Origin of the sequence: Heliomicrobium gestii, assembly GCF_009877435.1 — a bacterium.
Lineage (GTDB): Bacteria > Bacillota > Desulfitobacteriia > Heliobacteriales > Heliobacteriaceae > Heliomicrobium > Heliomicrobium gestii.
This window is the reverse complement of sequence record NZ_WXEX01000012.1, coordinates 1-24,810: the sequence shown is the minus strand read 5'-3', so window position 1 is coordinate 24,810 and position 24,810 is coordinate 1. Positions and strand designations below refer to the sequence as shown.

Here is a 24,810-nt window from a genome sequence, read left to right as displayed (position 1 = left end):
GGTCTCGCGACCCGAACAGAAAAGGAGTTGTCCCTGTGACACAAGCATGCGAAGTCCATCCGACAGGCCGTCTTATGGTCAAAGACATCAAACATGGTCAGGCCTTTCATGACCTTTTGGTTGTTCGCCGTTTTTCCCTTATGCCTTACCGCGACGCCGCGAAGGGGCATTATCTCACCGCCACCTTGGAGGATCGATCGGGCAAGGTGGAGGCGAGAGCCTGGGACAAGGGCGAGCAGTTTGCCCAAATCCTGAAGGAGGAGACTGTTTTTCGCATCCGCGGCCAGGCCACAGAATACCAGGGAGCCATCCAACTGCATATCCACGGTGTCGAACCGGTCGACGCCCGGGAGGTTGACTGGGGCCACTTCCTGCCGGTGACCCCCTTAGATCGTGACCAACTGGAGGCCGATTTGGATCGCGCCATCGCCGCCATCGCCAATCCCCATCTGAAGATGTTGCTGGCGCGTCTCTTCGCCGAAGGGGACATCCGCCGCGCCTATGTGAACGCTCCGGCGGCAATGACCCACCACCAGGCCTACATCGGCGGCTTGTTGGAGCATTCCCTTAGGGTCCATGCGACGGCCCTCGGCCTTGCCGCCAATGTGCCCGAAGCCGACCGGGACCTGCTGGCCGCCGGCGCCATCCTCCACGATATCGGAAAAATTGAGGAGCTTCAGTACCAGAGCGTCATCGGCTATACCGTCGCCGGCAATCTGCTTGGTCACATCGTCATCGGCATCAACCTGCTCGATCGCGAAATCGCCGGCCTGCCCGGATTTCCCGAGGAACTGCGCCTGAGACTGCTGCACCTGATCGCCAGCCATCACGGCGAGTATGAGTGGCAGTCGCCCAAACGGCCCCAGACGGCGGAAGCCATGATCCTTCATTACGCCGATCGCTTTGACGCCGACATGTTCAAGGTGCGCCAGGCGCTGGGCGAAGCGAAGGACGGCTGGTCGCCCTACCTCAAAGGGATGGAACGCCGCTTTTACGCCGGCGTCGCCGATTCCGGCGCCCTTCAAGGGAATGTCGCTCAAGCCAGCCCGGCGCAGAGCGCCAGTCAACCGTCGCCCCATGATCGAGGGGGAGGGGAGCGCTCATGAGCCTGCGCTTCATCCTGGGCCGGGCCGGAACGGGGAAGAGTTGCGCCTGTCTCGATGCGATCGCCAGGGAACTCCTCAGCGCCCCCTTGGGGCCGGCCCTGCTTTTCCTCGTGCCCGAACAGGCCACCTTTCAGACCGAGCGGGCCTTGGCGACAAGACAGGGACTGGGCGGCGCGATCCGGGCGCAGGTCTTCAGTTTCCGCCGCCTGGCCTACCGGGTCCTCCAGGAGGTGGGCGGGAGCGCCCGCATCCCCATCGGCGAGTTGGGCAAGCGCATGATCCTGCGCAGCCTTTTGGAGCGGCACAAGGACGAACTGCGTCTCTTTCACCGCTCCGCCGGCCAACCCGGTTTTGCCGATGCCCTCGCCGGCGCCTTGTCGGAGTTGAAACTGTACAACATCGATGTGGACAGCCTGGAGCGCTGTCAGACCGAGGTGATCGAGCGCCAGGGCGCCGGACTCCTCGCTGACAAGCTTCATGATCTGGCGCTTCTTTACGGCGCGCTGAACGCCTTTTTGGAGGGCAAATACACCGATCCCGACGACTACTTGCACCTGCTGGCCCAGCGCATCCCTGAATCGGCCATGCTTCGCGACGCCGAAGTCTGGGTCGACGGCTTCGCCGGCTTTACCCCCCAGGAATTGTCCGTCCTGGCGGCGCTCCTGACCGTCTGCCGTCGCGTCAATGTGACGCTCTGCCTCGATCCGGCCCAACTGGATGATCCGTGCGATCTGGACGACCCCTTTTTCCGCACCCGCGAGACCCAGGCCAAGCTGTTGCAGTTGGCCGGCGACCATGGGATTGCTATCGAAAAAGCGATCCACCTCGACGAATCGGCCCCGCGCTTTCGACAAGCCCCCGAACTGGGGCGATTGGAGTCCCTTTATTTTCGCCGGCCCGCGCCAATCTGGCCGGGCAAAACGCAGGGACTCTTCGTCTGCGCCGCCGCCAACCGCCGCAGCGAGGTGGAGGGAGCGGCCCGGGAGATCATCCGCCTCTGCCGCGACCAAGGCTACCGCTGGCGCGACACGGCGCTCCTGTTGCGCGACCTGGAATCCTATCAGGATGTGATCGAGAACGTCTTCGGCGATTTCGGCATCCCTTTATTCATGGACTGCAAGCGCCCGGCGCCCCATCACCCGCTCGTCGAACTCATCCGCTCCGCCCTCGAGGCGGTGCTACGCGACTGGACCTATGAACCCCTCTTCCGCTATTTGAAAACCGATCTGGTCCCTCTATCGCGGGAGGAGACGGACCGGCTGGAAAACTATGTGCTGGCCCACGGCATCCGTGGCCGCCGCTGGCGCGACGACGAGCCCTGGCTCTTTCGCCGCCGATTGACCCTGGGCGAGGACAGCCTCGACTCGTTCAGCGATCAGGAACTGGCGGAACTGGCCGAGATCAACGACGCCCGCGATCGGGCTCGGGACGCCTTGCGCACCTTTCATGGGGCTGTCGCCCGTTCCAAGGCGGTCCGGCCGATCACGGCGGCCCTCTATCAACTGCTCATCGACGTGCAGGCGCCGGAAAAACTCTCCGCCTGGATCGCTGAGGCGGAAGGGGCCGGTCGGATTGAAGAGGCCCGCGCCCACCGCCAGATCTGGTCGGCTGTGCTCGACCTCTTTGACCAGATCGTGGAATCCCTCGGCGAGACGCCTCTCGATCTGGCCACCTACGCCGTCGTCATGGAAGCGGGCCTTGACAGCCTGAAGCTCAGCCTGATCCCGCCGGAATTGGATCAGGTTTTCATCGGCAGCCTCGATCGCTCCCGCAGCCCTGAGATCCGGGCCGCCTTTATCCTTGGTGTGTCCGAAGGCGTGCTGCCGGCCCGGCCCAAAGACGACGGCATCTTTGACGACAAAGAGCGGGAGCGCATCCAGGAGTTGACCGGTCTTGAACTGGCGCCGGGCAGCCGTCGTCGTCTCTTCGACGAGGAGTACCACGTCTACCTCGCCCTCACCCGGGCCAGTGAGCGCTGCTACCTCGTCTATCCGATGGCCGACGCCGAAGGGCGGGCGCAACTGCCCTCGTCGGTCATCGCCCGGGTGCGCGAGATCTTTCCCCAGGTGACGACACGGACTTGGCTGCTCGAACCGGGCGCTTTGTCCTTGGCAGCCGCTCCTGTGGAGGATTTGGCTGTCGACGATTCTACCCAGGCAGCAAGGGCGCTCGACGATGAACTGGCCCTCGAATACATCGTCCATCCCGGGCGCAGCCTCTCCTACCTGATTCCTTCCATGCGGGAGGCTCTGGCCCACCGCCCGTCGCCGCTGATCTGGTGGGTCGCCTACTCCTGGCTGGCCGAACGGCCCGCCTGGCGGGAACGACTGGCGCGGGTGCTCTCCGGCCTCTGGCATGAGAACCGGGAAAAAGACCTGCCCAAACCGGTGAGCCGCCGCCTCTTCGGTGACCCCTTGAAGGCCAGCGTCTCCCGGATCGAGCGCTTTTTGGCCTGCCCCTTTTCCCATTTCGTCTCCCATGGCCTTCGCCTCAAGGAACGGCGGATCTTTCGCCTGGAAGCGCCCGATCTGGGCGAGTTTTTCCATGCCGCCTTGAAGCAGTTCGGCGACCGCGTCCGTGAGGACAAACTCGACTGGGGCGCCTTGCCCCGGGAGGAACTGTTTCGCCTCACCGGTGAGGTTGTCTCCCACCTGGCGCCGCAACTGCAAAACGAGATCCTCCTCAGCACCGCCCGCCATCGCTACCTCACGGGGCGCCTCCAACAGACCCTGTCGCGGGCTGTCGCCGTTCTTGGCGAACATGCCCGGCGCGGCCAATTCCGGCCCCTCGCCCTGGAGGTCGGCTTTGGACCGCGGGAACTGCTGCCGCCCGTCCAGGTGTCCCTGCCCGATGGCCGCGCCATGGAACTGGTGGGCCGCATCGACCGCATCGACGGCGCGCTGGCCGGCGATGTGCCCTGGCTGCGCGTCATCGACTACAAGTCCAACCGGGCCGATCTGAAGCTGGCCGATATGGCCCACGGCTTGAAGCTGCAATTGCTCACTTACCTGGATGTGGCCCTGCGCCACGGCAACCGGCTGATCGGCGGATGCGCTTTCGGCGAAGGCTTGTCCGCATCGCTGAACGAAACGGCCTCGCCGCTGCTGGCCGCGCCGGAGTGCCGTCCCGGCGGGATGCTCTACTTCGGCGTTCGCGATCCCCTGCTTCCGGCGGGCGGTCCCCTGACGCGCGATGAGGCGGAGCAGGGCATCCTCAAAGCCATGAAGATGCGCGGCCATGTCCTGGCCGATCCCGCGGTGGTGGCCCTCATGGACGGCGAGACCCCTCAGGGCTTTTCGCCGCTCATCCCCGTGGGCTTAAAAAAAGACGGCAGCTTCTACAGCGCCTCCTCCGTATTGACGATCGACCAGTTCGCCCTCCTGCGCCGGTACCTGCAGGGCATCTTCGCCCGCGCCGGCGAAGCCATCCTGGACGGGCTCGTCTCCATCCGGCCCTACCGGCGCGATGATCGACTCGCCTGCGCCTTCTGTCCCTACAAGCCCGTCTGCCAGTTTGACCTGTTGTTGCAGGATAACGACTACCGGCTGCTTATCGACGACCCGCCGGAGACGATCTGGGACAAGATCGCCGCCGGCCCAACATCCGTGTTTGAGGGGGTGATCCGGTGAACCGCGATCCCAAATGGACAGACGAGCAATGGCAGGCCATCACCGCCCGCGGCGGCGACATCCTCGTGGCCGCCGCTGCTGGCGCGGGCAAGACGGCTGTGCTGGTTGAGCGGATCATCGGCATCATCAAGGAAGGCGTCGATGTGGACCGCCTGCTTGTCGTCACCTTCACCAATGCGGCGGCGGCGGAGATGCGCGAGCGCATCCGGGCCGCCCTGACCAAGGAGTTGGCCCAAAACCCCCAGCAGACGCGGCTGCGGCAACAACTGGTCCTGATCAACCGGGCCGCCATCACGACGCTCCACTCCTTTTGCCTTGATTTGGTCCGCAAACACTACTATCGCCTTGACCTCGATCCTGCCTTCCGGGTCGCCGACGAGACGGAGATCGCCCTGCTGCGCCAGGACGTGCTCGATGCGGTCTTTGAGACCTTTTATGAGCGAGCCGGCGAGGCGGCCGGCAGTCATGGAGAGGGAGAGCCCTTGAAGGGCGCCGATGCGGAGTTCCACCGGTTCACCGCCCTTGTCGACGCCTACGGTGGCGACCGCGACGACAGCCCCTTGCAGGACATCGTCCTCCAACTCTATGCAAAAGCCCTCAGCCAGCCCTGGCCAGAGGGGTGGCTAAAAGACATCCTCCGCGTCTTCCAGGACGCCGGCAAAACGATCGGGGACAGCGGCAGCGGCGAGACCGCCTGGGAAACCCTACCCTGGTTTAGGGCGTTGCGTGAGGAGATCGCCATCGACCTGGCAGAGGTGGAAGGGCTTTTGAACCGGGCGCTGCGCCTCTGCCGGCTGCCCGGCGGACCGGCCGCCTATGCTGACGCCATCACGGCTGATCTGCAACTCACCCAGGACCTGTGCCAGGCTGCGGGCCGGTCCTGGTCGCAACTGTACAGCCATTTTCAGGCGCTTGCCTTTACCCGGGCCAAAGCCATCCGCGGCCCTGTTGACGAAACCCTCAAAAAAGAGGTGGGCCGTCATCGCGATCAGGCCAAAAAGAAACTGACAGACCTGCAAAAGAAGTACTTTCTTCGTCCGCCCCAGGAACTGGTTGGTGACCTGGAGCGGGCGCTCCCGGTGATGGAAACGCTCGTCGAAGTGGTCCTCGCTTTCGACAGCGCCTTTCAAGCAGCCAAGCGGGAAAAACGCCTCGTCGACTTTAACGACCTGGAGCGCTTCTGCCTGCGCCTGCTCCTGGATGAGGCGGCGACGCCGGAGGCGCCGCTCCCTTCGGCGCTGGCGCGGGAATTGAAGGAACACTTCGCCGAAGTCCTCACCGACGAGTATCAGGATACGAACACCGTTCAAGAGACGCTCCTGAGCCTGGTGTCGCAGAACAACCGGTTCATGGTTGGCGATGTGAAACAAAGCATCTATCGCTTCCGCCTCGCCGAGCCGGGGCTCTTCATGGAGAAATATCAGCGGTATGGGCCCTACGAGATGGCGGCGGCGGGAGAGGCCCGGATCGACTTGGCGAAAAACTTTCGTAGTCGCCGCAACGTCGTCCTGGCTGTCAACGACCTCTTCCGGCGGATCATGACCGTTCGCGCCGGGGAGATGGCCTATGACCGGCAGGCGGAGCTCGTCTACGGCGCTACCTTCCCGGAACTTCCCGGCCACCCGGGCGACCCTGTCGTGGAATTGCACCTGTTGCAACGGCAGCCCGATCCCGATGGGCCGGAACCGGAAGCGGGCGGCGCCGATCAAACCGCCAGCAATGCCATCAATAACAGCGCCAGTGACGGCGCTGCCTCCGACGCGGACGAAGACACCGGCGAACGGGAGGGCGGGGAGGAGGCCTTGCTCCTCCTCGAAACGGCCCAGTATGAAGCGCGTCTGGCAGCCCGCCGTATCAGGGAACTGATCGACGAAGGGATGCCTGTCTTTGACCGGGACCAGGGCGGCTACCGGCCTGTCTGTTACCGTGATATCGTCATCCTCATGCGCGGGACGAAAGGGCGGGCCGACATCTTCCTGGAGGAGTTCCGGGCAGCCGGCGTTCCCGCGTACGCAGACACTGGTTCCGGTTACTTTGAGGCCACCGAGGTCTCCATCATGCTGTCGCTGCTGCGCGTCATCGACAACCCGCGCCAGGACATCCCGCTGGCAGCTCTTCTGCGCTCGCCCATCTTCCGGTTTACAGGGGAGGAAATGGCCCGCATCCGCTTGGCCGAACCGCGTAAATCCTTCTTTGATGCCATCCAGGCTTTTCTCAGGCAAGTTGAGGGGGCTGGGGGAGAAGCCGGCAGCGTCCCGGCGACGAGCGTCCGGCCGAACGTCGAGCCGCCGATGGATGTGGCGCCCATCGCCCACCGCCTTCAGGAGTTTTTGCGCCAAATCGACGCTTGGCGGACCATCGCCCGCCGGGATTCCCTGGCCAAGTTGATCGCCGCCATCTACCGGGAGACCGGCTATTACGACTACGCCGGCGCCATGCCCGGCGGGGGGCAGCGCCAGGCGAACCTGCGCGCCCTCTATGACCGGGCGCGCCAGTACGAGGCGACCACCTTCCGGGGCCTCTTCCGCTTCCTTCGCTTCATCGAACGACTCCAGGATCAGGGCGGCGACTTGGGGACGGCCCGGGCGCTCGGGGAAAAGGAAAATGTCGTTCGCATCATGAGCATCCACAAGAGCAAGGGCCTTGAGTTTCCCGTCGTCTTCGTCGTCGCCATGGGCAACCAGTTTAACGTCCAGGACTTGCGCCAGGACCTGTTGATCCACAAAAACCTCGGTCTTGGCCCGGTCGTCGTCGACACGCAACTGCGTTACCGCTATCCGACGGTGGCAAAGCTGGCCATCCAACGCCGCCTCTACCGGGAAACCTTGGCCGAGGAGATGCGCATCCTTTATGTGGCGCTGACCCGGGCCAGAGAAAAACTGATCCTCCTGGGCACCGTCCGCGATATCACCAAGGCTGCCCAGCAATGGCGTCTAGACGGTGATGGGATCGCCCTCGCCTCGCCCCTGGCCGACCAGGCCCTGTTGCGGGCCAAGTGCTACCTCGACTGGATCGGTCCGGCTTTGGCGGAACACCCTGACGGCCAGGAGATGCAGGCCTGGGCAGCCGGCGCGATCGCTGCGGCGATGGAAGGGAACCTGCCGGAACGGGAGCAAAAGGCGGAAGGCATATCCCGCTGGAGACTGTGTTTCGGCGCCAAAAGCGCGCTGACTCGACAGGAGGCGGGAAAGCAGACCGAGATCGCCGTCGATCCGCTCTGGCTGGCAAAGTTGCGTCGCTTTGAACCGGTCACCTCAACGGAGCGGGTGGAAGGCCAACTCGCCTGGCAATATCCCTTGCGGGACGCCTCCGGCATTGCGGCCAAGGTCGCTGTGAGCCGTGTCAAGGATCGCTTTGTCCGGTGGCTCTATGCCCAGGGAGAGGAGATACCGGAGAGTGACGGGGAAGTCCAGAACGGGCAACTCCAGCCAACGCAATCCCTAACGGTGCAATCCTCAACAGCGCAACACTCGCCAGATCAACCCCCATCCCAGGTAACCGATACGCCGCCATCGCGTCCCGCCAGCGCACTCTCCGAGATGCGCCCCCGTTTTCTCCAACAGGAACGGCGGCTCACGGCAGCCGAGCGGGGCACCGCCTTTCACCTCGTCATGCAGCACCTTGACTTTGCCGGCGACCTGTCGCGCGACGGCATCGCCCGGCAAGTGGATCGGCTGGTCGAACGGGAACTGCTGACGATGGAACAGCGAAAGGCAGTCGACGAAGAACAGATCGGCGCCCTTATGGAAAGCCCGCTGGGCATTCGCCTTCGCCGGGCCAAGCAGGCCCTGCGGGAGGTCCCCTTTACACTTGCCCTGCCCGTTCGGGAGGTCTATCCCGACAAGGCCTCTGTAGACGACAGGGTGATCGTCCAGGGTGTCATTGACTGCCTCTTTGAGGAAGAAGACGGCTGGGTGCTTCTCGACTATAAGACAGACCGCCGGCCCTCCGGGATGGACAGCGACGAATGGTTCTGCCAGCTTCGAGAGATGTACCTGGGCCAGGTAAACCTCTACCACCGGGCTGTTGAGACGGTGTGCAAGGTCAAAGTAAAAAACCGTCACCTCTTTCTGATCGCCGCCGGTCGGGAAATGGTTCTGTAAGAAAGGAGCGGCCACTTGGCAAAAAACCAAGGGCCGCTCCGGGGTCAGCGTGCGCGCCCTCCCACTTTCGGTTGCTCAGCACAGGGCGGACTTTTTTTATTTTTTAACAAAGGGTGAACGGGCAAAGGAATGATATCGCCGGTCGTCGAAGAAAACATGTCTGTAACATCAACAACCGCATCAGCCAACCGTCAACGGCGACAGACACCATCAGACAACAATCCGAGCAAGCACCGAACCAAACATCGAAATCATGCATCTGAGCCGGCAGGAACAGAAAACTGTCCGGTGATCAAGGAGAATGGAGGAGGCGCACGATGAGCCAGTCCGAAACCTTTTCCCTGGAAACGGTCCGGCAAGCCTTTCAAGACCGGGCTACTTGGTTTTACCTGCTTCTCGATGAGGCCCAGGCCATGGGTGTCGACGCCGAGACGCTGGCGAAGAAAGCCATTTTCCGCTACGGCCAGATGAAAGGCCAGGCCATGGAGCCGACGGCGGAGATGGAAAAGTTGATCGCCCAGTTTGCCCGGCCCACGTCCCAGGCGATCTTTGAGATGAAGATTGTTGAGGTGACGCCGGAACAGGCGGTCATTGAGTTTCACCGCTGCCCCCTCGTCGACGCTTGGCGGGAGCGCCACGGCTGTGACGTCAAAGAGACCGATCGTCTTTGCGACTGGGCTGTTCAGGGCGACCGAGGCATCATGGCCTGCTTCCCGGACTTTGAATTTATTCCCGAAAAACGCATCGGCGCCGGTGACGCCTGTTGCCGGATGGTATTTCGCAAAAAGTCATGATCACCGCTGGGGAGGCTATATGCATATGGAGGAACTGACCATCGGTCAGAAGGCGCCCGATTTCGAACTGCCGGCTTCCAACGGGGAAACGGTGCGTCTGAGCCAGTTTTTAGGACGCCCTGTGGCGCTCTATTTTTATCCCAAAGACAATACAGCCGGGTGCACCCTGGAAGCGCAGGAGTTTCGCGACCTGCACAGCCAATTCGAAGCAGCGAATGCCGTCATTTTAGGTGTGAGCCGCGACAGCGTCAAATCGCACGAACGCTTTGCCGAGAAACAGTGCCTCCCCTTCCTGCTGCTCAGTGACAGCGACAGCACCCTTTGCAATGCCTATCAGGTTTTAAAGGAAAAGACGCTTTACGGCAAAAAGTCCATCGGCATCGAACGGTCCACCTTTCTCATCGATCCGCAAGGGAATATCCAGCAGATCTACCGCAAGGTCAAATCGGCCGGCCATGCCGCCGCAGTGCTCCAGGCGTTACAGCCGCGCTGATCCGGCGGTGTTCTGTCGTCACTGGCAAAGGGCGCCGGTGGAGTCGATCAAATCGGGCGGGCAGGGGGCGAAAACATGGGATTGCACCGGGGAAGAGTGCATAGCATGCTGGAACAGGCGAAAGAGCAGGGACGGAAGGTCTATGTCTATTTTGCCGACGGCGATGTCAAACGGTTCCAGATCGTCGACCTGACACCGACCATCGCATATGGGATCCGCGACGATATTCTCGATCCCACGATACAGCCGATTCCAACGCAGAAGATCACCGCTGTCGAATGGGTGTAAAATCAAAGGGATCGACGTTGACAAAAAAGACGAAAAATAACCCAAAAAAGGTCAAATCCCGGCAAATAATGCTGTATACAGTATATGAAAGCTCCTATTCTTGCGTTTGCTTGCAGTTATGCTAAAATATAATAGTCTTTACCAAAGAGAAAGATAAAATACAATTGAGGGGTGAGGGTGTTGACCAACCGGCAAATTTCCATCGTCGACACTACGTTACGCGACGGCGAACAGACAGCAGGTGTTGTTTTCGCCAACAAAGAAAAACTCCGTATTGCCAAGATGCTCGATGAGATCGGGGTTCACCAGATCGAGGCGGGTATTCCTGTCATGGGCGGCGATGAAAAAGAAACCATTGCGAAGATTTGCAAGATGGGCCTGAAGGCCAGCATCATGGGTTGGAACCGCGCCGTCATCTCCGACATCCAGCACTCCATCGATTGCGGCTGTGACGCTGTGGCCATCTCCATCTCCACTTCCGACATCCATATCCAACATAAGCTGCGCACCTCCCGCGAATGGGTGCTGGAGTCGATGATGAAGGCTGTTGAGTTCGCCAAGGGGCAGGGCCTCTATGTCTCCATCAACGCGGAAGACGCTTCCCGTTCGGACATCGAGTTCTTGATCCAGTTTGCCACGGAAGCCAAGAAGCTCGGCGCCAACCGCCTGCGCTACTGCGACACTGTCGGCATTATGGAGCCCTTTAAGATCTATGATAACATCAAACGGCTACGCGAAGCCGTTGATATCGACATCGAAATGCACACCCACGACGACTTCGGCATGGCCACGGCCAACGCCATCGCCGGGGTCCGCGCCGGCGCCACCCATATCGGCGTGACCGTCAACGGTCTTGGCGAGCGGGCTGGCAACGCGGCGCTGGAAGAAGTCGTCATGGCGCTTAAATATTGTGACGGAATCGACCTGGGCTTCAAGTCGGAGAAGTTCCGCGACCTCTGCGAATATGTCTCCAAAGCCTCGGGGCGCTTCTTGCCCACCTGGAAATCCATCGTCGGCAGCAACATGTTTGCCCATGAATCGGGCATCCATGGCGACGGCGTGCTGAAAAACCCCAAAACCTACGAAGTCATCTCCCCGGAAGAAGTGGGCCTGGCCCGTCAAATCGTCATCGGCAAACACTCCGGCACCGCCTCGATTAAGTCCAAATTCCGTGAATTCGAGATCGACCTCACCGAAGTGCAGGCCGCCGAAGTGCTGGCTCGTGTTCGTGAGACCGCTGTGGAATTGAAGCGGACCCTCTTCGAAAAGGAACTCATGTTCATCTACGAAGAGCTCTTTGGCTATCCCGAACACTAAGCCCTTATCGGCTTTCGCCATGAGGTTGTTTCAAGCGGCATTCCAATCGGTTCCCGGCGCATCATGCGCCGGGGCCGTTTTTTTTATGCCCAGGAGGACTTTTCCCGGAATCGCCTTGTTCCTGAAATCATTTCCCCAATTGATCGGCATTCCCCAGAAGCTTCGGTCATAGGGCGGGGCGCAACGCCGCATACTAGGGAAGGTCGGAGGTCCCCCAACGCCGAGTACGATGGAGGTGATGGAGTGGCCGACAAGAAGTACACCCGTTTCAGTGTCGACAACCGCTTGGAAGCGATGGCCGAGAATATGTATCCCGGCGGGGTGAGGATCGATCCCCTACCTGCCACAGCCGGGCAGGAGGTCTGCATCCTCTATTCAGGGCTGCTCGCCAACAGCGGCGCCGACAAGGTCTATCTGCACGTGGGGTACGGTGATTCGGAGAACTGGAAAAAGGTCGATGACGTGTCGATGGACAAAACCGGCTATGGCTGGGTGAAGGTTCTTCCCGCCCATGATCTGGGCGCCATGCACTTCTGTTTCCATGATTCCATCAACAACTGGGACAACAACAACGGCGTCAACTGGACCATACAGGTGCACAACGGCTAGGGGCCGCTCTCGGCCCCGGCCCTCTGCCTTATGCGGCTCCAGACAAATATCAATGCCTGCGGGGAGACGGACAAAGGGGCTTGGCCCGTCTTCAAACTGCAGAGTTCCGGGAGGGGTTTCTTTGCGAATCCTCATGCTGTCTTGGGAATACCCGCCGCGTGTCGTCGGCGGACTGGCCCCCCATGTTCACGGGCTGTCTGGGGCGTTGACCCAACAGGGCCACGAGGTCCATGTGATCACCCAGGGGGGAGACGGCCTGCCGGCGACCGAGCGGGATCGGGGCGTCACCGTCCATCGCATCCATCCCTATTCCTTATGGTCCCTCGATTTTGCCGGCGACATCCATCATCTCAACTTCGCCTTTCTGGAAAAAGCGCTGGCCGTGGCCGGTGAATACGGCGATTTTGACGTTGTTCACGCCCATGATTGGCTGGTCGCCTATGCCGGACGGGCCTTGAAACACGGCTGGCAAAAGCCCCTGATCGCCACCATTCACGCCACCGAATGGGGGCGTCACAACGGCCTGCACAATGACCTGCAGCGGTATATCAGCCAGGTCGAGTGGTGGTTGGGCTATGAGGCCTGGCGGGTGATCGTCTGCAGTCAACATATGGAGCGGGAGTTGGGCCGGATCTTCCAGATGCCTGGCGACAAGATCGCCGTCATCCCCAATGGCGTCCATCCCGATGAGTTCACTGCGGCCAAAGCCCAGGGATTTCGCCGCAGCGATTATGCCGCTGACCATGAGCGGATTCTCTTTTATGTGGGTCGCCTGGTCTGGGAAAAGGGCGTGCAGGTCCTGGTCGAAGCGATGCCCCAGATCCTTCGCCGCCATCCCGCCAAGCTCGTTATCGGCGGGACAGGGACACAGATGAACTATTTAAAACACCTGGCCAACCGCAATGGTGTCGGTGACAAGGTTCATTTTGCCGGCTATGTTCACGGCGCGACGAAGGTAGGGCTGCTCCGGGCTGCTGATGTGGCCGTGTTCCCCAGTTTGTACGAACCCTTTGGCATCGTCGCCCTGGAAGGCATGGCCGCTGAAACGCCGGTCGTTGTCTCTGATACGGGCGGTTTGGCGGAAATCGTCCGGCACCGGCAAAACGGGTTGAAGGCGTTGACGGGCAATGTGAACTCCCTGGCCGAGCAGATCATCACCGCCCTTGATGATGAACTGCTCGTCAAGGCGATGACGAAACAGGCCGCCCGGGAGGTGCGGGAGGTCTATTCGTGGTCGGCCATCGCCGCCCAGACACTCCAGGTCTATAAGACGGTGAAAACCGAAGCGAACCTGGCGGAGCGGCGCGGACCGGTGTCCCTCTTTCGCTTCAAAGGGTTCAGTCAGCTATTGCAGACAGGATCAAGGCATTAAGCCGATTGTCTAGCCGATTGTCGCGCGATGCCGCGAGCGATGACAGGCGGAAGGATGCGCCTTGGTTCCTTTTCGCAGCCGCTAGCGGGAGTAACGGATCTCCACAGGGGGGCGGGGAAGGCTCCTCAGGATGGCCGGCAACTCCGTCCAACACTCAGGGGTGGCGTGCACCGCATACCATCCCTGCGCAGGTTCCAGGGCGACCACATACAACAGGTGGGCATAGCCCTCAAGCAAACGCAATCCCAGTCCCGATGCCTGTCCGTCGGCAAATCGAATAAAGGCGACGCGCTCGGTGGCAGCGATCTCTTCGACCCAACGGGAGAGGCGACGGTTTCCTTTATAACGGTTTGATTTCATGGTAGTAAAACCTCTTTCGGGTAAAGAACATCAGGCTCCATATGATGCAGCAACAAAAGTATAAACGGTATAACCGCAGTATCGCTGCGGTTTTTTCATGTCTAAATCATTTTTTTAGACCATGCGTATGATGAAAATGAGGGGGGAGAGAGTATGGCGGATTTTTGGCAAGATCCGAGCGTGATCGAAGCATGTAAGGCGCTACTCACTGCTGTGATCGGCTGGGTGATCGGGCTATTGCAGCAGCAGAGAAAAAGCGGCGTCGAAAATTGGAAACGCGATATGGAAGCGATCAAGATGGTCACATTTATGGTGCAGCAGAGGGCGTGCAGTCGTTCCCTTTCGAAGGAAGAAACCAGAGCCATCGCCATCGACCGCGCCAAGGCGCTGGGCATCTCCAATGATCCCCTGATTGAAATGGTTGTCGATACGACGATGGCTGTATGGGATTGTGAACGAAAACGGAAAGGTCCCTGTCCATTGCGGGAGGACGAGGACCTGAAAGCCAAAATCGACGCCATCGATATCACCAAAGAGGTTCATCCCAAAAACAGCCCATAAAACAGCGCATAAAGTGGCGCAACCGCAAAAAGCAGGGCGAACGCTCCCGCCTAACCCAAAAGGGATAAAGCGCAATGCCAAATAGCCGCCCTCGCCGTTCTTGGGGAGAGGGCGGCCGTGGATTAGTGGACGGGTGATCCGGCGTCACAGTAGGTGCGGTAGTCCATGTTCGGGAAAATGGGGCTTCGTTCCTCCAGGTCGCGGATGACCTGTTCTTCCATGGGCGATTTGCCGCGCAACATCTCGTAGAGATGTGAACAGTTGTTGAGGTGATAGACAGAGCGGTTGACGGCGTAGCGCACCGCCGTGTCGGTCTTCATGATAAAAGCCCAATCGCTGCTCTGGGCCAACAGCAGTTCGCGGGCCATCTGGTTGAGGGCGCGGCGAGACAAGCCGTCCCGGTCCCCCTGTTCCCTCGACAGGCGCACCATCCGCTCCGCCGCGCGGTGCAGGTGACGGTAAAGCCAGTGGTTGCTGTTTTCCAACCACACCTCATGGTAGCCGGCGTCGCCCCAACTCGATTCATTGGGCATGGCCGGCTGAATCCGCGGCGCCTGATCGAGATAACGCCCAGGGGTGATGAAGGCGATTTCCGGGTCCACTTGCCCCTGCTGGCGAATGACCTGATCGAGAAAGCGCGGCCCCTCATACCACCAGTGGCCGAACAACTCAGCGTCATAGGGGCAGAGAATCAGGGGAGGTCGCTCAGGCATCAGGCTGCTCAACCACTCCAACTGGCGTGAGCGGTTGAAGAGGAAGTTGCCCGCATGGACAGCCGCCTTCGCCTCAGCCCATTCTGGCACATAAGCCTCTTTGTGGTTGCCTTCCCGGTCGGTGATGCGGTGGTACTTGAACCCCGTATGCAACCGGATGCCCTCGGGATGGATGAAAGGGCGCACATACTCAAAATCCAGGTCATAGCCGATGTCGCGGTAGTACTCCCGGTAATCGCCGTCGCCGGGATACCCCTCATCCTTGCTCCAGACCTGTTTTGACGATTCTACGTCACGGCCGAAGGCGGCGACGCCGGCTGGCGTCATCAAGGGCGCGTGAAGGCCGTAGCGCGGCCGGGGGGTGGCGTAGAGAATTCCGTGAGCGTCGGTGATGAAATAGCGCAGGTGGAAGTCGGCGAGGATGTTTTCCAAACCGGGGTGAAAGGCGCACTCGGACAACCAGATCCCCGGCGGCGAGCGGTGAAAATAGTCCCGGTAGGTATCGACAGCGACAGCGATCTGCGCCCGCTGCGCCTCTGGGTGGGGCCGCATCAGCGGCAGGTAGCCATGGGTCGCCGGACAGGGGATGATCTCCAGGATGCCGGCGTCCATCAATTGCCGGAAAGCGCCGATCAGATCACGACCATAGCGATCGTTGAAGGTGTGCAGCGCCTCATTGAAACGGTCTCGGTACATCTGGGCCAGCGGCGCAAAGGCCGGATCATCTCGCGTGCGCTCTATCTCCAGATCGGCGAGCAGGGTCAGTTTTGAGATATGTTTGGCATAGCGCTCCTGTAAAAGCGGGTCTGCCAACATGGTCAACAGCGTGGGACTCATGGTCAGGGTGATGGACGCCGGCAATCCGTCTCGGCGCCAGCCCTCGAAGACGGAGAGCAACGGCAGGTAACATTCGGTGATGGCTTCGAAGAGCCAACGCTCTTCCAGGTAGTCGTCCCGATCAAAGTGGCGGACGAAGGGAAGGTGGGCATGGAGCACAAAGGCAATCCAACCTTTAGTCATGGGCAACGCCTCCGGCCAGTGACGTTTTTGGCGGGATGATGGTCCAAGGACCGGCAGGGGAAGTGACCATGACCATGGGCAAAGCGTGGCCTTGCAGTTCCGGAATGGGCGGCCATTCTGGATCGATCACCGATGAAGGCGACGCCGCCGGGGTGACGATCTCATTCGAAAGGAGCAGGATGACGAACCCCTCGGTCAAGCGTCGTCCTACGGCTAAACGGTAGCGGTGAGCCGGCAAGACACCCTGTATGAACCAGTGATCGGCGTTGTCAGGCACGTCGATCTCCAGAAAGGGCGCTTGCTCCAGTTCGGCTACCTCCGTAATGTCATAGAGGCGGATCTGGCGCGGCGCCGTCCACCACTCGTCGGGATGATAGGCCGCAGCGGCCGCCTGCTCCCGTTCTCCTGAGACCTCCCAATAGGAGTATAGGGAATGGGGGGAGCGAGGCAATAGGCTGATCGCGTCTTCGTCGCAGTGGTGCAGCAGGGGCGACAGATTGGCGTCGAAGCGCTTGGGGCCGACAAATGGGCTCAGATCTTCGGCGTATTCCTCGAATATTCTTTTTACCGGAAAGGGCGAGCGGCGGCTCTGGCGCTGGAACCATGAATAGACGAGCAGGAAAGTAACGGCGAGCATGACCAGCGCAAGCGCGAATAAGCCGATATTAAACCAGGGCACCAAGGTTGAGCACCTCCTTTGGGCTGATTGCCCCCCTAGTATTCCCGCGTCTTCGCTCCCTATTTAAACGAGTCGGCAGGGATTTTTCCCCGTCATCCCGAAAAGAATGATCAGGTCTGCGACACATGTCGCGATCTATGGCAAGGAGAACGGAATGACCGAGTGGAATATAATCAAAAGCATGGCGGTCGGGGCGATGACGTTGGGAATCGCTTTCGGGGCAAGCGCGTGGTTTCGCCGGAAAGAAATGGGCCGGGAGGAATTGCCCCGGGAGGAAATTCCCCGAGAGGAAACCGTCCACAGGGAAATGGCATGGAAGAGGATGGACGGCAGTCGGTCCGGGCTGTTGGTGCCCTGGGGCTGGGAAGCCGGGGGGAAACGGAGGCTTTTCCGGGGGCTTTCTCAAGGTGTCTTCCTTTTTTTGCTCGTCTCCCTGTTGGGAGGCTTGATTAACCTGATTTTTCCTGCGCCGCCCCATCCTGTCGAGGAGTTTTTTCGCAGCTCCCGTTCCGGACCAGAGCTGCCCACGTTGCTGTTGCTCCTGTTGGCTGCCGGCATTTTTGCGCCGGTGGCGGAAGAGTGTTTCTTTCGCGGCTTTTTTCTGCCGGCCCTGGCCCGGCGGTGGGGGTGGACAAGGGCGATCCATGGCAGCGCCTTCGTCTTTGCGGCCTTGCATGGTGATGCCTACCGTTTTCTGCCGCTCTACGCCGCCGGCTGTTGGCTTGGTCGGGTCGTATCTAGGGAGAGGACCCTGCTTCCGGCGATTGTGGCCCATGCCGTATGGAATCTGATCGGCCTGGCCCTGCTTTATCTCGGCATGTTATATATGGGGGGAATCGGATGAACCGCCTTTTGGCGATCCTGGGAGGGCTGCTCGCCCTGTTTGCGGCCACTTTTGCCGGGATCTACTTTGGAATGAACTATCTGGAAAAGCACGGGATCGAGTTGGTGAAGAAGCCCTTGGCCTACGACTATGTCCTCAAAAACGGGACCATCGTCGACGGAACGGGCAAAAAAGGCTACCAGGCTGACATTGGGATCAAAAAAGGCAAGATCGCCTTTATCGGCATCATCCAGCCGCCCGCCAAGGTGAAAGTCATCGACGCATCAGGCCTGCTCATCCTGCCCGGATTTGTGGACCTTCATTCACGGCTGGACGGGACGATGGACGGACCGGACGCCTTCGATAACCTGATCAAACAGGGCGTCACCACCGTCTTATCGGGCTACGGCGACATCGCCCAGGACGATGTGACCTTGCACCTCCAGCAGGCGGCCAAAGCGGGCCTTCCCGTCAATTACGCGCTCCTCGCTGGCCACCAGGGCCTCTTTAAGCTGCTGAAACCGGAGGAGAAGAGCGACGCTGTTGTGGCGGAAGAGACGCCTCTTGAGTTCGGCCAGATACCGCCGCCGCCTGCTGTGAAGGAAAAGCCCAAACCGGCCGTCGAGGATCTGATTCAGGAGTTGCAGACCTCCTTGGATCAGGGGGCGTACGGTCTCTCCATCGATTTTGACGACGAATTGGGCCGGCAATTGACCTTTGACGAGATCCGGCGCCTGGCCAAGGCTCTGGAGGAGCGGGGCGCCATTTTGGCCCTGAACCTGCCGGCCACCTCCTCCGACCCGGCGGTGCTGCTCAAGCGGGTCATCGACCTGCACCGGGAAACGAAGGCGCGTGTCTTGATGGCGCCTTGGGGGTATTTCGGCAACGCCACCGACGCCCGCGTCGCCGACATGGAACAGGATCTGCAGGCAGGATACCTGTCGTCGCGCAACATCTACACGACCCTCTATCCGAGCAACCGCCAGCCGGCCGGCGTCCGCCAGACGCTCCAGCGGGCCGTCACCCTCTACCCGCCTGAAATGATCGAGATCGCCGAGGCGGGTGGCCAAAACCCGCCGAACCTGGTGGGCAAAACGCTGCAGGAGATCGCGCAAGAGCGGGGCGCAGCGCCGGGCGTGGTTGCCCGGGAAATGGCCTCGGCAGGGCTTGTCCGGATTGTCCTGCGCACGACCACCTTGGAGCGGATCGATCGCCTTGCGGGATCGCCCTTTGTCTCGTTAACGGTCGACTCCGGTATGGGCAGCGCCACCCAGTACAGCCCCGATGCCCTCAAGGAGTTCCTGGGTCGCTCCGTCCGTGACCAGAACAAAATCCCCTGGGAAGAGGCGGCGCTGAAGCTCTCGGGTCGTCCCAGCGCCCTCTTGGGCCTGGAAGACCGGGGAACCGTGGAGAAGGGCAAGTGGGCCGATCTTGTGCTCATCGACCCAAAACTGTTGCCGCCCAGCACAGAGAAGAAGAGCGGCATCCGCCATGTCTTTGTCAACGGCGCCTTGGCCTTTTCCAAGGGAAAGATGCTGCAAGAGGGGCAGGGCAAGGGGCAACTGCTGCGTTTCAAAGGCAAGCCGATCATGCCCGAACCGGCGCCGGAACCGAAAACGTCGCCTGTGCCGGGACCGTCCGACGAGGAAGAAGAGGAATAACCTTAACGCACCTCTAGCGGCTCGGAGCAACGCCTCGGCGTCGGCTCGGACAAGGGACAGAAGTAGCGTTCCCGATCACAGATGAAATAGGAACGGAAGGGCTGGAAGGCGGCGAGGCGATCGCCGTCTTCTATAATTTCCAGCCGCCGGTCCGCTTCAAAACGGTACAGTACAGCCGATTGGACCGTCATCTCGGGAAAGGGGCGGGAGTGGTAGCCCACTTCTTCCTTTCGCAGCTCGAATTCGAGTTGGATAGGGTGCTTTTCACCGGCCGGAAAGACGTAGAGGATCGCCGGAAACCCTTCCGGGTCAGCGCAGACGTTCGCCTCAGCTCGAACACCCCCGTCTGCCTTGTCGCAGTTGACGGCGATGGAGGCAAACCGGCCCAGCGGAATTTCCACGTTGCGCTGCAAGGGAACCGGCTTTCCTGTGATCGGATCCGGTGGAAAGGTGAGGCGCAGTTCCCCCCAGGCGAGCCATCGCTGGATCGGGCAGTGGAGAAGATAATAGAAATCGTCGAAGGAGACTTCCTGTTTTAAACGCAGTTCACCGTCTCTCGTCAGGGCGAGGGCAAAGCGCGCCTGCTGGAGCATCGATTTGACGGATACGTTGACATAGCGGGAGAGGTAGGAAACGCTGCGCAACCGCTCCGGTGGCGGAATGATGGGGTTAAAAAGCGGGTTTCCCGTCGGGCTGATGGTCTGTTGCAAGAGACGGCGAAAGAGGAACATATTGCCGCCGATCAGCAAGAGGAGAACCCCCTGGAACCAGAAAAGAGGACGAAAGGGCCAGTCGATGGCCATCAAGAGCACCCACAGCCAGATCAACCCGATCAGCAGGAGGGTGAAGTCGAGGTAAAAGAGGATCGTCCGGCCGGGGCGGTCAGGGAAGAGGTAATGGACCTGATACTTGCGCACCAGACTGACCATGGGCGCCGCCAGGTTTTTATTTTCATGGTAGGGCAGCTCAAGGAACTCTTCGAGGATGTCCTGGAGCCGCTCGATGCGCCGTTGGACGACCAGGGACACGAAGATACCGGTGGAACCGAGCAAGGAAAGCAGTCCGCCGGTTGCCGACCAGAGCAAGGCCAAAAAAAGTTCAGCGGTGAACATGGCAGTTCTCCCCGTTTTTTGTTATTCATTCCCCGTCGCCAGGGCAAAATGCGTGGGTGGCATCGGGGAGGCTTTAGAGGCATGGGGGGGCGTTGAAGAGAGTGTTTAAAAAGCTTGGGGGAGGGTGTTGCTGTTCGATGGAATAGAGTGCCCCAAAGCAGTCAGATGGCATAAAAGAACCCGGTAAGCTGACGCTACCGGGTTCTTTCCACGCGATAAATGACTTTCGCGGTGATGTGAAGTGACGAAGAGACTGAACGATTTTAGTTGGAAGCGGTCGATGTAGAGGAGGATGTCGTCGTTGGAGAAGGGGTTGCAGGGGGAGTGGCGGTTACAGGACAGGAGGCCGTCGTCGTTGCGGGGAGTGTCGTGGGGGTGGAGGGCGTTACGGTTGTAGAGACGACGATGTCGGATCAGTTGACGTTGCCGTAGAGGGGGCATTGCTGGTATAGATGCTGTTCACCTGTTGTTTTAGCGTCAAAATCTGCTGTTTGTAGGCGATGATCTGAGTTTTCACGCTGATGACTTGATCCAGCGCCGCCGAAGCGCCCGAGAGATTTCCGGAGTTTACGGCGCTCCAAAAGTTTTTCCAGGAAGCGTCTAGCGTCTGGTGTTGTGCCTTGGCTTGTTCCCAGAGACCCTTTTGCTGCTCACGGAGCGGAGCGACTTGATCATGGACTGATTTCCATAGCGCCGATGCTTGTTTTTGTTTGTCCAACAAGGGTTGCACCGCAGACATATTCGTTTTGCGCTGTCCTTCGATGTCGGCGATTTGTTTTTTCAGGGCGTTGATCTGTTCTCGAAGGGCGACGATTTCGGGCACATTTTCCCCGCGAGCGTCGCCCGCTTGGATCGCGCCTTTGCCTTGATCGCGAAGACCTTTGATCTGTTCATTCAATGACTTGATTTGCTCTTGCAATGGCTTGACTTGCCCGTCAATCAATTGTTTGTTGGCGGCGCGAGCCTGTTGAATCTGGCTTTTTTCCGCATCAGTCAGGGGTGAGAAACGGGTCTTGGCCGCTTCTTTGTTTTTCTCATTTTGATCCTTTAATTGGTTTTGCAGCGCCTGATCCTGCTGGCGGAGTTGCACGATTTGCTGGTATTTGCTGTTGATCGTATCATACCACTGCTGCTGGTCGCCAACGGGCACATCGGAGACGGTTGGCGTAGTCGGCGACGGCGTGGTTGTCGTTGAGGATTGCGGTGTAGTCGAGGTTGTTGATGACGTAGACGACGTTGGTGACGCGGAATCTGTGGGTGTGCTTGTTGTGGTAGCGCTGGGAGTCGTCGCCGTACTGGTCGTGCTGGTCGGAGTAGTGGACGTGTTATTCGTCGTGGTTGTCGCGGTATTGGCGGCGGTGTTCGTGGTCGATGTGGTGTCTGCGCCAGTCGACGTTGTTGAAGGGGCAATTGCGGTCGTAGCCGCCGCCGTTGGAGAGGTTGCCGTGGTAGCGCCCGTATCGGCTGCGAAGACGGTACTGGCCATCAACATATGTAGGGCGACTACCAAAGCGGTCGTCTCTTTTTTCATGAGAATACCTCCAGGCATCTTTTTTGTTTGTTTACTGCGTTACTCGCTTCGATATACGTTTATTAAGCGCTAAGATCACCTTTACTTATCGGTGATGTTGATGACGGTGACATTGCCAGCCTGGGCATAGTTGACGGCCTTGCCCAGATTTTCGCTGATGAAACGAAGCGGCACCAAGGTGCGCCCGTCAACGGCCCTGGCAGGCACATCCAATGTGACAGGCTTTTGGTTGACTAAGGCCTGTGCTGAGTCCAGGGTCAACTGGATCGTGTCACCGGCGAGTTGAAGGGTGACCGTCCGGGTGGTGTCATCAAATTTTGCCTGGGCGCCGAAGGCTTCCGTCACTTTGCGCACCGGGATCAAGGTCCGGCCATCAACGATCTGCGGGGGAACATCGAAGGCAATTTCTTGACCGTTACCTAACACCTTAATACCGGAAAAACCAGAGAGGTTCCACTGGTTTGCCAATTGCTTAAGGTCCACGGCATTTGCGGGATGGGCGGCCTCATCGGAGATGGCGGGATCGGGCATGGTCAGGGATTCAGTGACGATCGAGTCAGGAAGCGCCGTTTCCGTCGATTCGTTTTTGATTTGATTTAGCAGCCCTTTGAGGTCTGGCGGGGAGGCGGCCCAAGCGGTCGATACAGTTGTCAGGGCCAAACTTGTTGCGAGCGCGCACACTGCGACTCTCTTTTTCATGAAAATTCCTCCTGATCACGAGAAAATTGCGGATTCGGTCCTTCTTTGACCGTCTGCTTGTCACCAAGATCATTATGCGACTGATTTGTGGCAGATTTGTGTAAAAGTCGAAGCGATGGAGGGACCTTTTCACTCCCAGGCGAATGCCAGTCTCATTTCCGATTTTTAATCTCTTTGGAACGGAAGAGACGAATGGTATTGCCTTTGCAAAAACGGTATATTTCGATATTTTATTAAAGATCCTTCTTTTTGCAGGTATTCGTGTCTTATAATAGCTGTGCTAAGCAAAATTATCCAAGCAGGATGCGATCGGAATACATTGGCCTGTGGGGAATTGGTCAATCTATAAAAATGACCGCGCTAAATATAGACCTACATACAGGAACCGTTGATTCAACAAAATTTTGGAGGTTATTAGATGCGAACTGGCGATATCGATATCTTTTCCATCGAACGGATGACCCTGCAGGGTGAAGGCGTGGCTCGGCCCGGCGGGATGGCCCTGTTTATCCCCGAGTGCTTGCCCGGTGAACGAGTAAAGGCCCGTGTAACCCAGGTGAAAAGGAACTTTGCCCGGGCCGAACTGCTGGAGGTGCTGGAAGCGTCGTCAGAACGGGTGGAGCCACCCTGCCGCGTCTTTCCGCGCTGCGGCGGCTGCCAGCTTCAGATGATGGAGTACCCTGCCCAATGCCGCGTGAAGACGGAGGGGGTCCAGGACGCCTTGCGGCGACTGGGCCGTCTGGAGAATGTTTCCGTGGGCGACATCGTCGGCGCGGCAAACCCCTGGCGGTACCGCAACCGGGTGCAAATGCACCTTCGACGGGAAGCCGAGGGAGTGGAAAGTTCAAAAATGCCCGATAAGGCGGAGGCGTCGGGCAAACCAGTGACGGTGGATAAGTCCGCCCCATCGGGAAATGCCGAAAAGCCGGTACAGATGGGATACTACCGCCTCTCCAGCCATGAACTCGTGGAAAATGATGAATGCCCTCTCCTGCCGGAGTCCTTTCCACCGGTTCTGAAAGCCCTGCGGCGTCATTTGCCCGATATTGATCCCGAAGGTGAACTGCCCATCCGCCATGTAGTCCTGAAAATGACAACCCCGCCCGAAGGGGCGGGGGAGATGATGCTGATCCTCGTTTTTCCCGCTTGGCGCTCTGCCTGGCGTAAGGCGGTGGCAGAACTGGCCAAGCGGCTGATGGGGGAAGGGCTCACCGGCGAAGGGTTTACAGGCGAGCGTCTCGCAGGGAAACCACGTACGGGGGAACAGTATGCGGAAGATCATTACAACCTTGTCTCCCTTTACGTGAATGTGAATGAAAAAGGCGAGGGAGAGGTTCTCGGCCCCGACTACCCCTACCATGTGAGCATGCCGGGCAAAGAACGGCTGACCGACTACCTGCCCGGGGGACTGAAGATTAAGGTTGGCCCCGCCAGCTTTACCCAGGTGAATCCCCGGCAGACGGAAGTCCTCTATCAACTGACAAAGGAAGCCTGCGGCCTTACCGGAAGAGAGACGGTTGTCGACGCCTACTGCGGTGTCGGAACGATCAGCCTCTTCCTGGCCCGCGACTGCTCCCGTGTCATCGGCATTGAAGAGGTCTCCATGGCTGTCGAAGACGCTCAGCGAAACGCCGAACTGAACGGCATCACCAACGCCGAGTTTCTCACGGGCAAGGTAGAGGATCTGCTGCCGGATTTGCTCGATCGGGAGGGTGTTCCCGATGTGATCGTCTTGGATCCGCCTCGGCGGGGCTGTCATGAGCGCGTGATTGAAGCGATCGCCCAGGCCGGCCCTGAGCGCATCGTTTATGTCAGTTGCGATCCGGCCAGCCTGGCTCGTGACGCGGCGCGCTTGTCCGCTCATGGGTGGCGGGTGGAGAAGGTGACGCCGGTGGATATGTTTCCCCAGGCGGGGCATGTGGAGAGTTGTTTACTACTTA

19 protein-coding genes are annotated in these 24,810 nt (G+C 59.7%); 13 read left to right on the top strand and 6 right to left on the bottom strand.

What is annotated here, in order from left to right; genetic code table 11:
• The first annotated feature begins 35 nt into the window (after positions 1 to 35).
• The 9 genes from GTO89_RS13270 to GTO89_RS13230 all read left to right on the top strand — a co-directional run bounded on the left by GTO89_RS13270 (position 36) and on the right by GTO89_RS13230 (position 13,711).
• Entirely contained in the window at positions 36 to 1,106 is a 1,071-nt protein-coding gene (locus GTO89_RS13270; RefSeq protein ID WP_161262578.1) for a 3'-5' exoribonuclease YhaM family protein, read from the top strand.
• On the top strand, positions 1,103 to 4,735 hold the full coding sequence (gene addB / locus GTO89_RS13265; RefSeq protein ID WP_161262577.1) for a helicase-exonuclease AddAB subunit AddB: 3,633 nt from the start codon (positions 1,103 to 1,105) through the stop codon (positions 4,733 to 4,735). Before GTO89_RS13270 ends, addB begins: the two co-directional genes overlap by 4 nt.
• Positions 4,732 to 8,838: a UvrD-helicase domain-containing protein gene (locus GTO89_RS17860; protein ID WP_161262576.1), complete on the top strand. Its 4,107-nt coding sequence runs from the start codon at positions 4,732 to 4,734 to the stop codon at positions 8,836 to 8,838. The genes addB and GTO89_RS17860 overlap by 4 nt, the downstream gene beginning before the upstream one ends.
• Positions 8,839 to 9,155: 317 nt before the next feature.
• A complete protein-coding gene (locus GTO89_RS13255) occupies positions 9,156 to 9,632 on the top strand; it encodes an L-2-amino-thiazoline-4-carboxylic acid hydrolase (RefSeq protein WP_161262575.1) in 477 nt (158 codons plus the stop codon).
• Between the two features lie 25 nt (positions 9,633 to 9,657).
• Positions 9,658 to 10,125 carry a thioredoxin-dependent thiol peroxidase gene (gene bcp, locus GTO89_RS13250; protein ID WP_161262574.1) on the top strand — a complete coding sequence of 156 codons (468 nt, stop codon included), beginning with the start codon at positions 9,658 to 9,660 and terminating at the stop codon, positions 10,123 to 10,125.
• 75 nt (positions 10,126 to 10,200) lie between these two features.
• Entirely contained in the window at positions 10,201 to 10,413 is a 213-nt protein-coding gene (locus GTO89_RS13245; RefSeq protein ID WP_161262573.1) for a hypothetical protein, read from the top strand.
• A gap of 177 nt (positions 10,414 to 10,590) precedes the next feature.
• On the top strand, positions 10,591 to 11,730 hold the full coding sequence (nifV, locus tag GTO89_RS13240) for a homocitrate synthase (protein WP_407929495.1): 1,140 nt from the start codon (positions 10,591 to 10,593) through the stop codon (positions 11,728 to 11,730).
• Positions 11,731 to 11,973: 243 nt separating this feature from the next.
• Entirely contained in the window at positions 11,974 to 12,339 is a 366-nt protein-coding gene (locus GTO89_RS13235; RefSeq protein WP_328793918.1) for a carbohydrate-binding protein, read from the top strand.
• Positions 12,340 to 12,460: 121 nt separating this feature from the next.
• Positions 12,461 to 13,711: a glycosyltransferase family 4 protein gene (locus GTO89_RS13230; protein ID WP_161262571.1), complete on the top strand. Its 1,251-nt coding sequence runs from the start codon at positions 12,461 to 12,463 to the stop codon at positions 13,709 to 13,711.
• 81 nt (positions 13,712 to 13,792) lie between these two features.
• On the opposite strand, the gene GTO89_RS13225 is transcribed toward GTO89_RS13230, so the two are convergent.
• A complete protein-coding gene (locus GTO89_RS13225) occupies positions 13,793 to 14,071 on the bottom strand; it encodes a DUF4911 domain-containing protein (RefSeq protein ID WP_161262570.1) in 279 nt (92 codons plus the stop codon).
• Positions 14,072 to 14,224: 153 nt separating this feature from the next.
• On the opposite strand from GTO89_RS13225, the gene GTO89_RS13220 reads away from it, so the two are divergent.
• Positions 14,225 to 14,632, top strand: a complete 408-nt coding sequence (locus tag GTO89_RS13220; RefSeq protein WP_161262569.1) for a hypothetical protein — start codon at positions 14,225 to 14,227, stop codon at positions 14,630 to 14,632.
• Between the two features lie 122 nt (positions 14,633 to 14,754).
• On the opposite strand, the gene GTO89_RS13215 is transcribed toward GTO89_RS13220, so the two are convergent.
• Together GTO89_RS13215 and GTO89_RS13210 are read right to left on the bottom strand one after the other, a co-directional pair.
• Positions 14,755 to 16,365 (bottom strand): glycoside hydrolase family 57 protein, encoded by a 1,611-nt coding sequence (locus GTO89_RS13215; RefSeq protein WP_161262568.1) that lies wholly within the window; start codon positions 16,363 to 16,365, stop codon positions 14,755 to 14,757.
• Positions 16,358 to 17,044 carry a DUF4912 domain-containing protein gene (locus tag GTO89_RS13210; RefSeq protein WP_161262567.1) on the bottom strand — a complete coding sequence of 229 codons (687 nt, stop codon included), beginning with the start codon at positions 17,042 to 17,044 and terminating at the stop codon, positions 16,358 to 16,360. The genes GTO89_RS13215 and GTO89_RS13210 overlap by 8 nt, the downstream gene beginning before the upstream one ends.
• A gap of 445 nt (positions 17,045 to 17,489) precedes the next feature.
• On the opposite strand from GTO89_RS13210, the gene GTO89_RS13205 reads away from it, so the two are divergent.
• Positions 17,490 to 17,888: a CPBP family intramembrane glutamic endopeptidase gene (locus tag GTO89_RS13205; protein WP_161262566.1), complete on the top strand. Its 399-nt coding sequence runs from the start codon at positions 17,490 to 17,492 to the stop codon at positions 17,886 to 17,888.
• On the top strand, positions 17,885 to 19,528 hold the full coding sequence (locus GTO89_RS13200; protein WP_161262565.1) for an amidohydrolase family protein: 1,644 nt from the start codon (positions 17,885 to 17,887) through the stop codon (positions 19,526 to 19,528). Before GTO89_RS13205 ends, GTO89_RS13200 begins: the two co-directional genes overlap by 4 nt.
• Before the next feature lie 2 nt (positions 19,529 to 19,530).
• Here GTO89_RS13200 and GTO89_RS13195 read toward each other — a convergent pair whose 3' ends face one another.
• From GTO89_RS13195 to GTO89_RS13185, 3 genes are all read right to left on the bottom strand, one after another.
• Positions 19,531 to 20,640, bottom strand: a complete 1,110-nt coding sequence (locus tag GTO89_RS13195) for a hypothetical protein (RefSeq protein WP_161262564.1) — start codon at positions 20,638 to 20,640, stop codon at positions 19,531 to 19,533.
• A 385-nt stretch (positions 20,641 to 21,025) separates the two neighbouring features.
• Complete coding sequence (locus GTO89_RS13190; RefSeq protein WP_161262563.1) at positions 21,026 to 22,171, bottom strand: hypothetical protein; 1,146 nt, start codon at positions 22,169 to 22,171, stop codon at positions 21,026 to 21,028.
• Positions 22,172 to 22,252: 81 nt separating this feature from the next.
• Complete coding sequence (locus GTO89_RS13185) at positions 22,253 to 22,870, bottom strand: copper amine oxidase N-terminal domain-containing protein (RefSeq protein ID WP_161262562.1); 618 nt, start codon at positions 22,868 to 22,870, stop codon at positions 22,253 to 22,255.
• 418 nt (positions 22,871 to 23,288) lie between these two features.
• On the opposite strand from GTO89_RS13185, the gene rlmD reads away from it, so the two are divergent.
• Positions 23,289 to 24,810 (top strand): 23S rRNA (uracil(1939)-C(5))-methyltransferase RlmD (gene rlmD / locus GTO89_RS13180; RefSeq protein ID WP_161262561.1); only part of this gene is annotated, 1,522 nt, incomplete at its 3' end.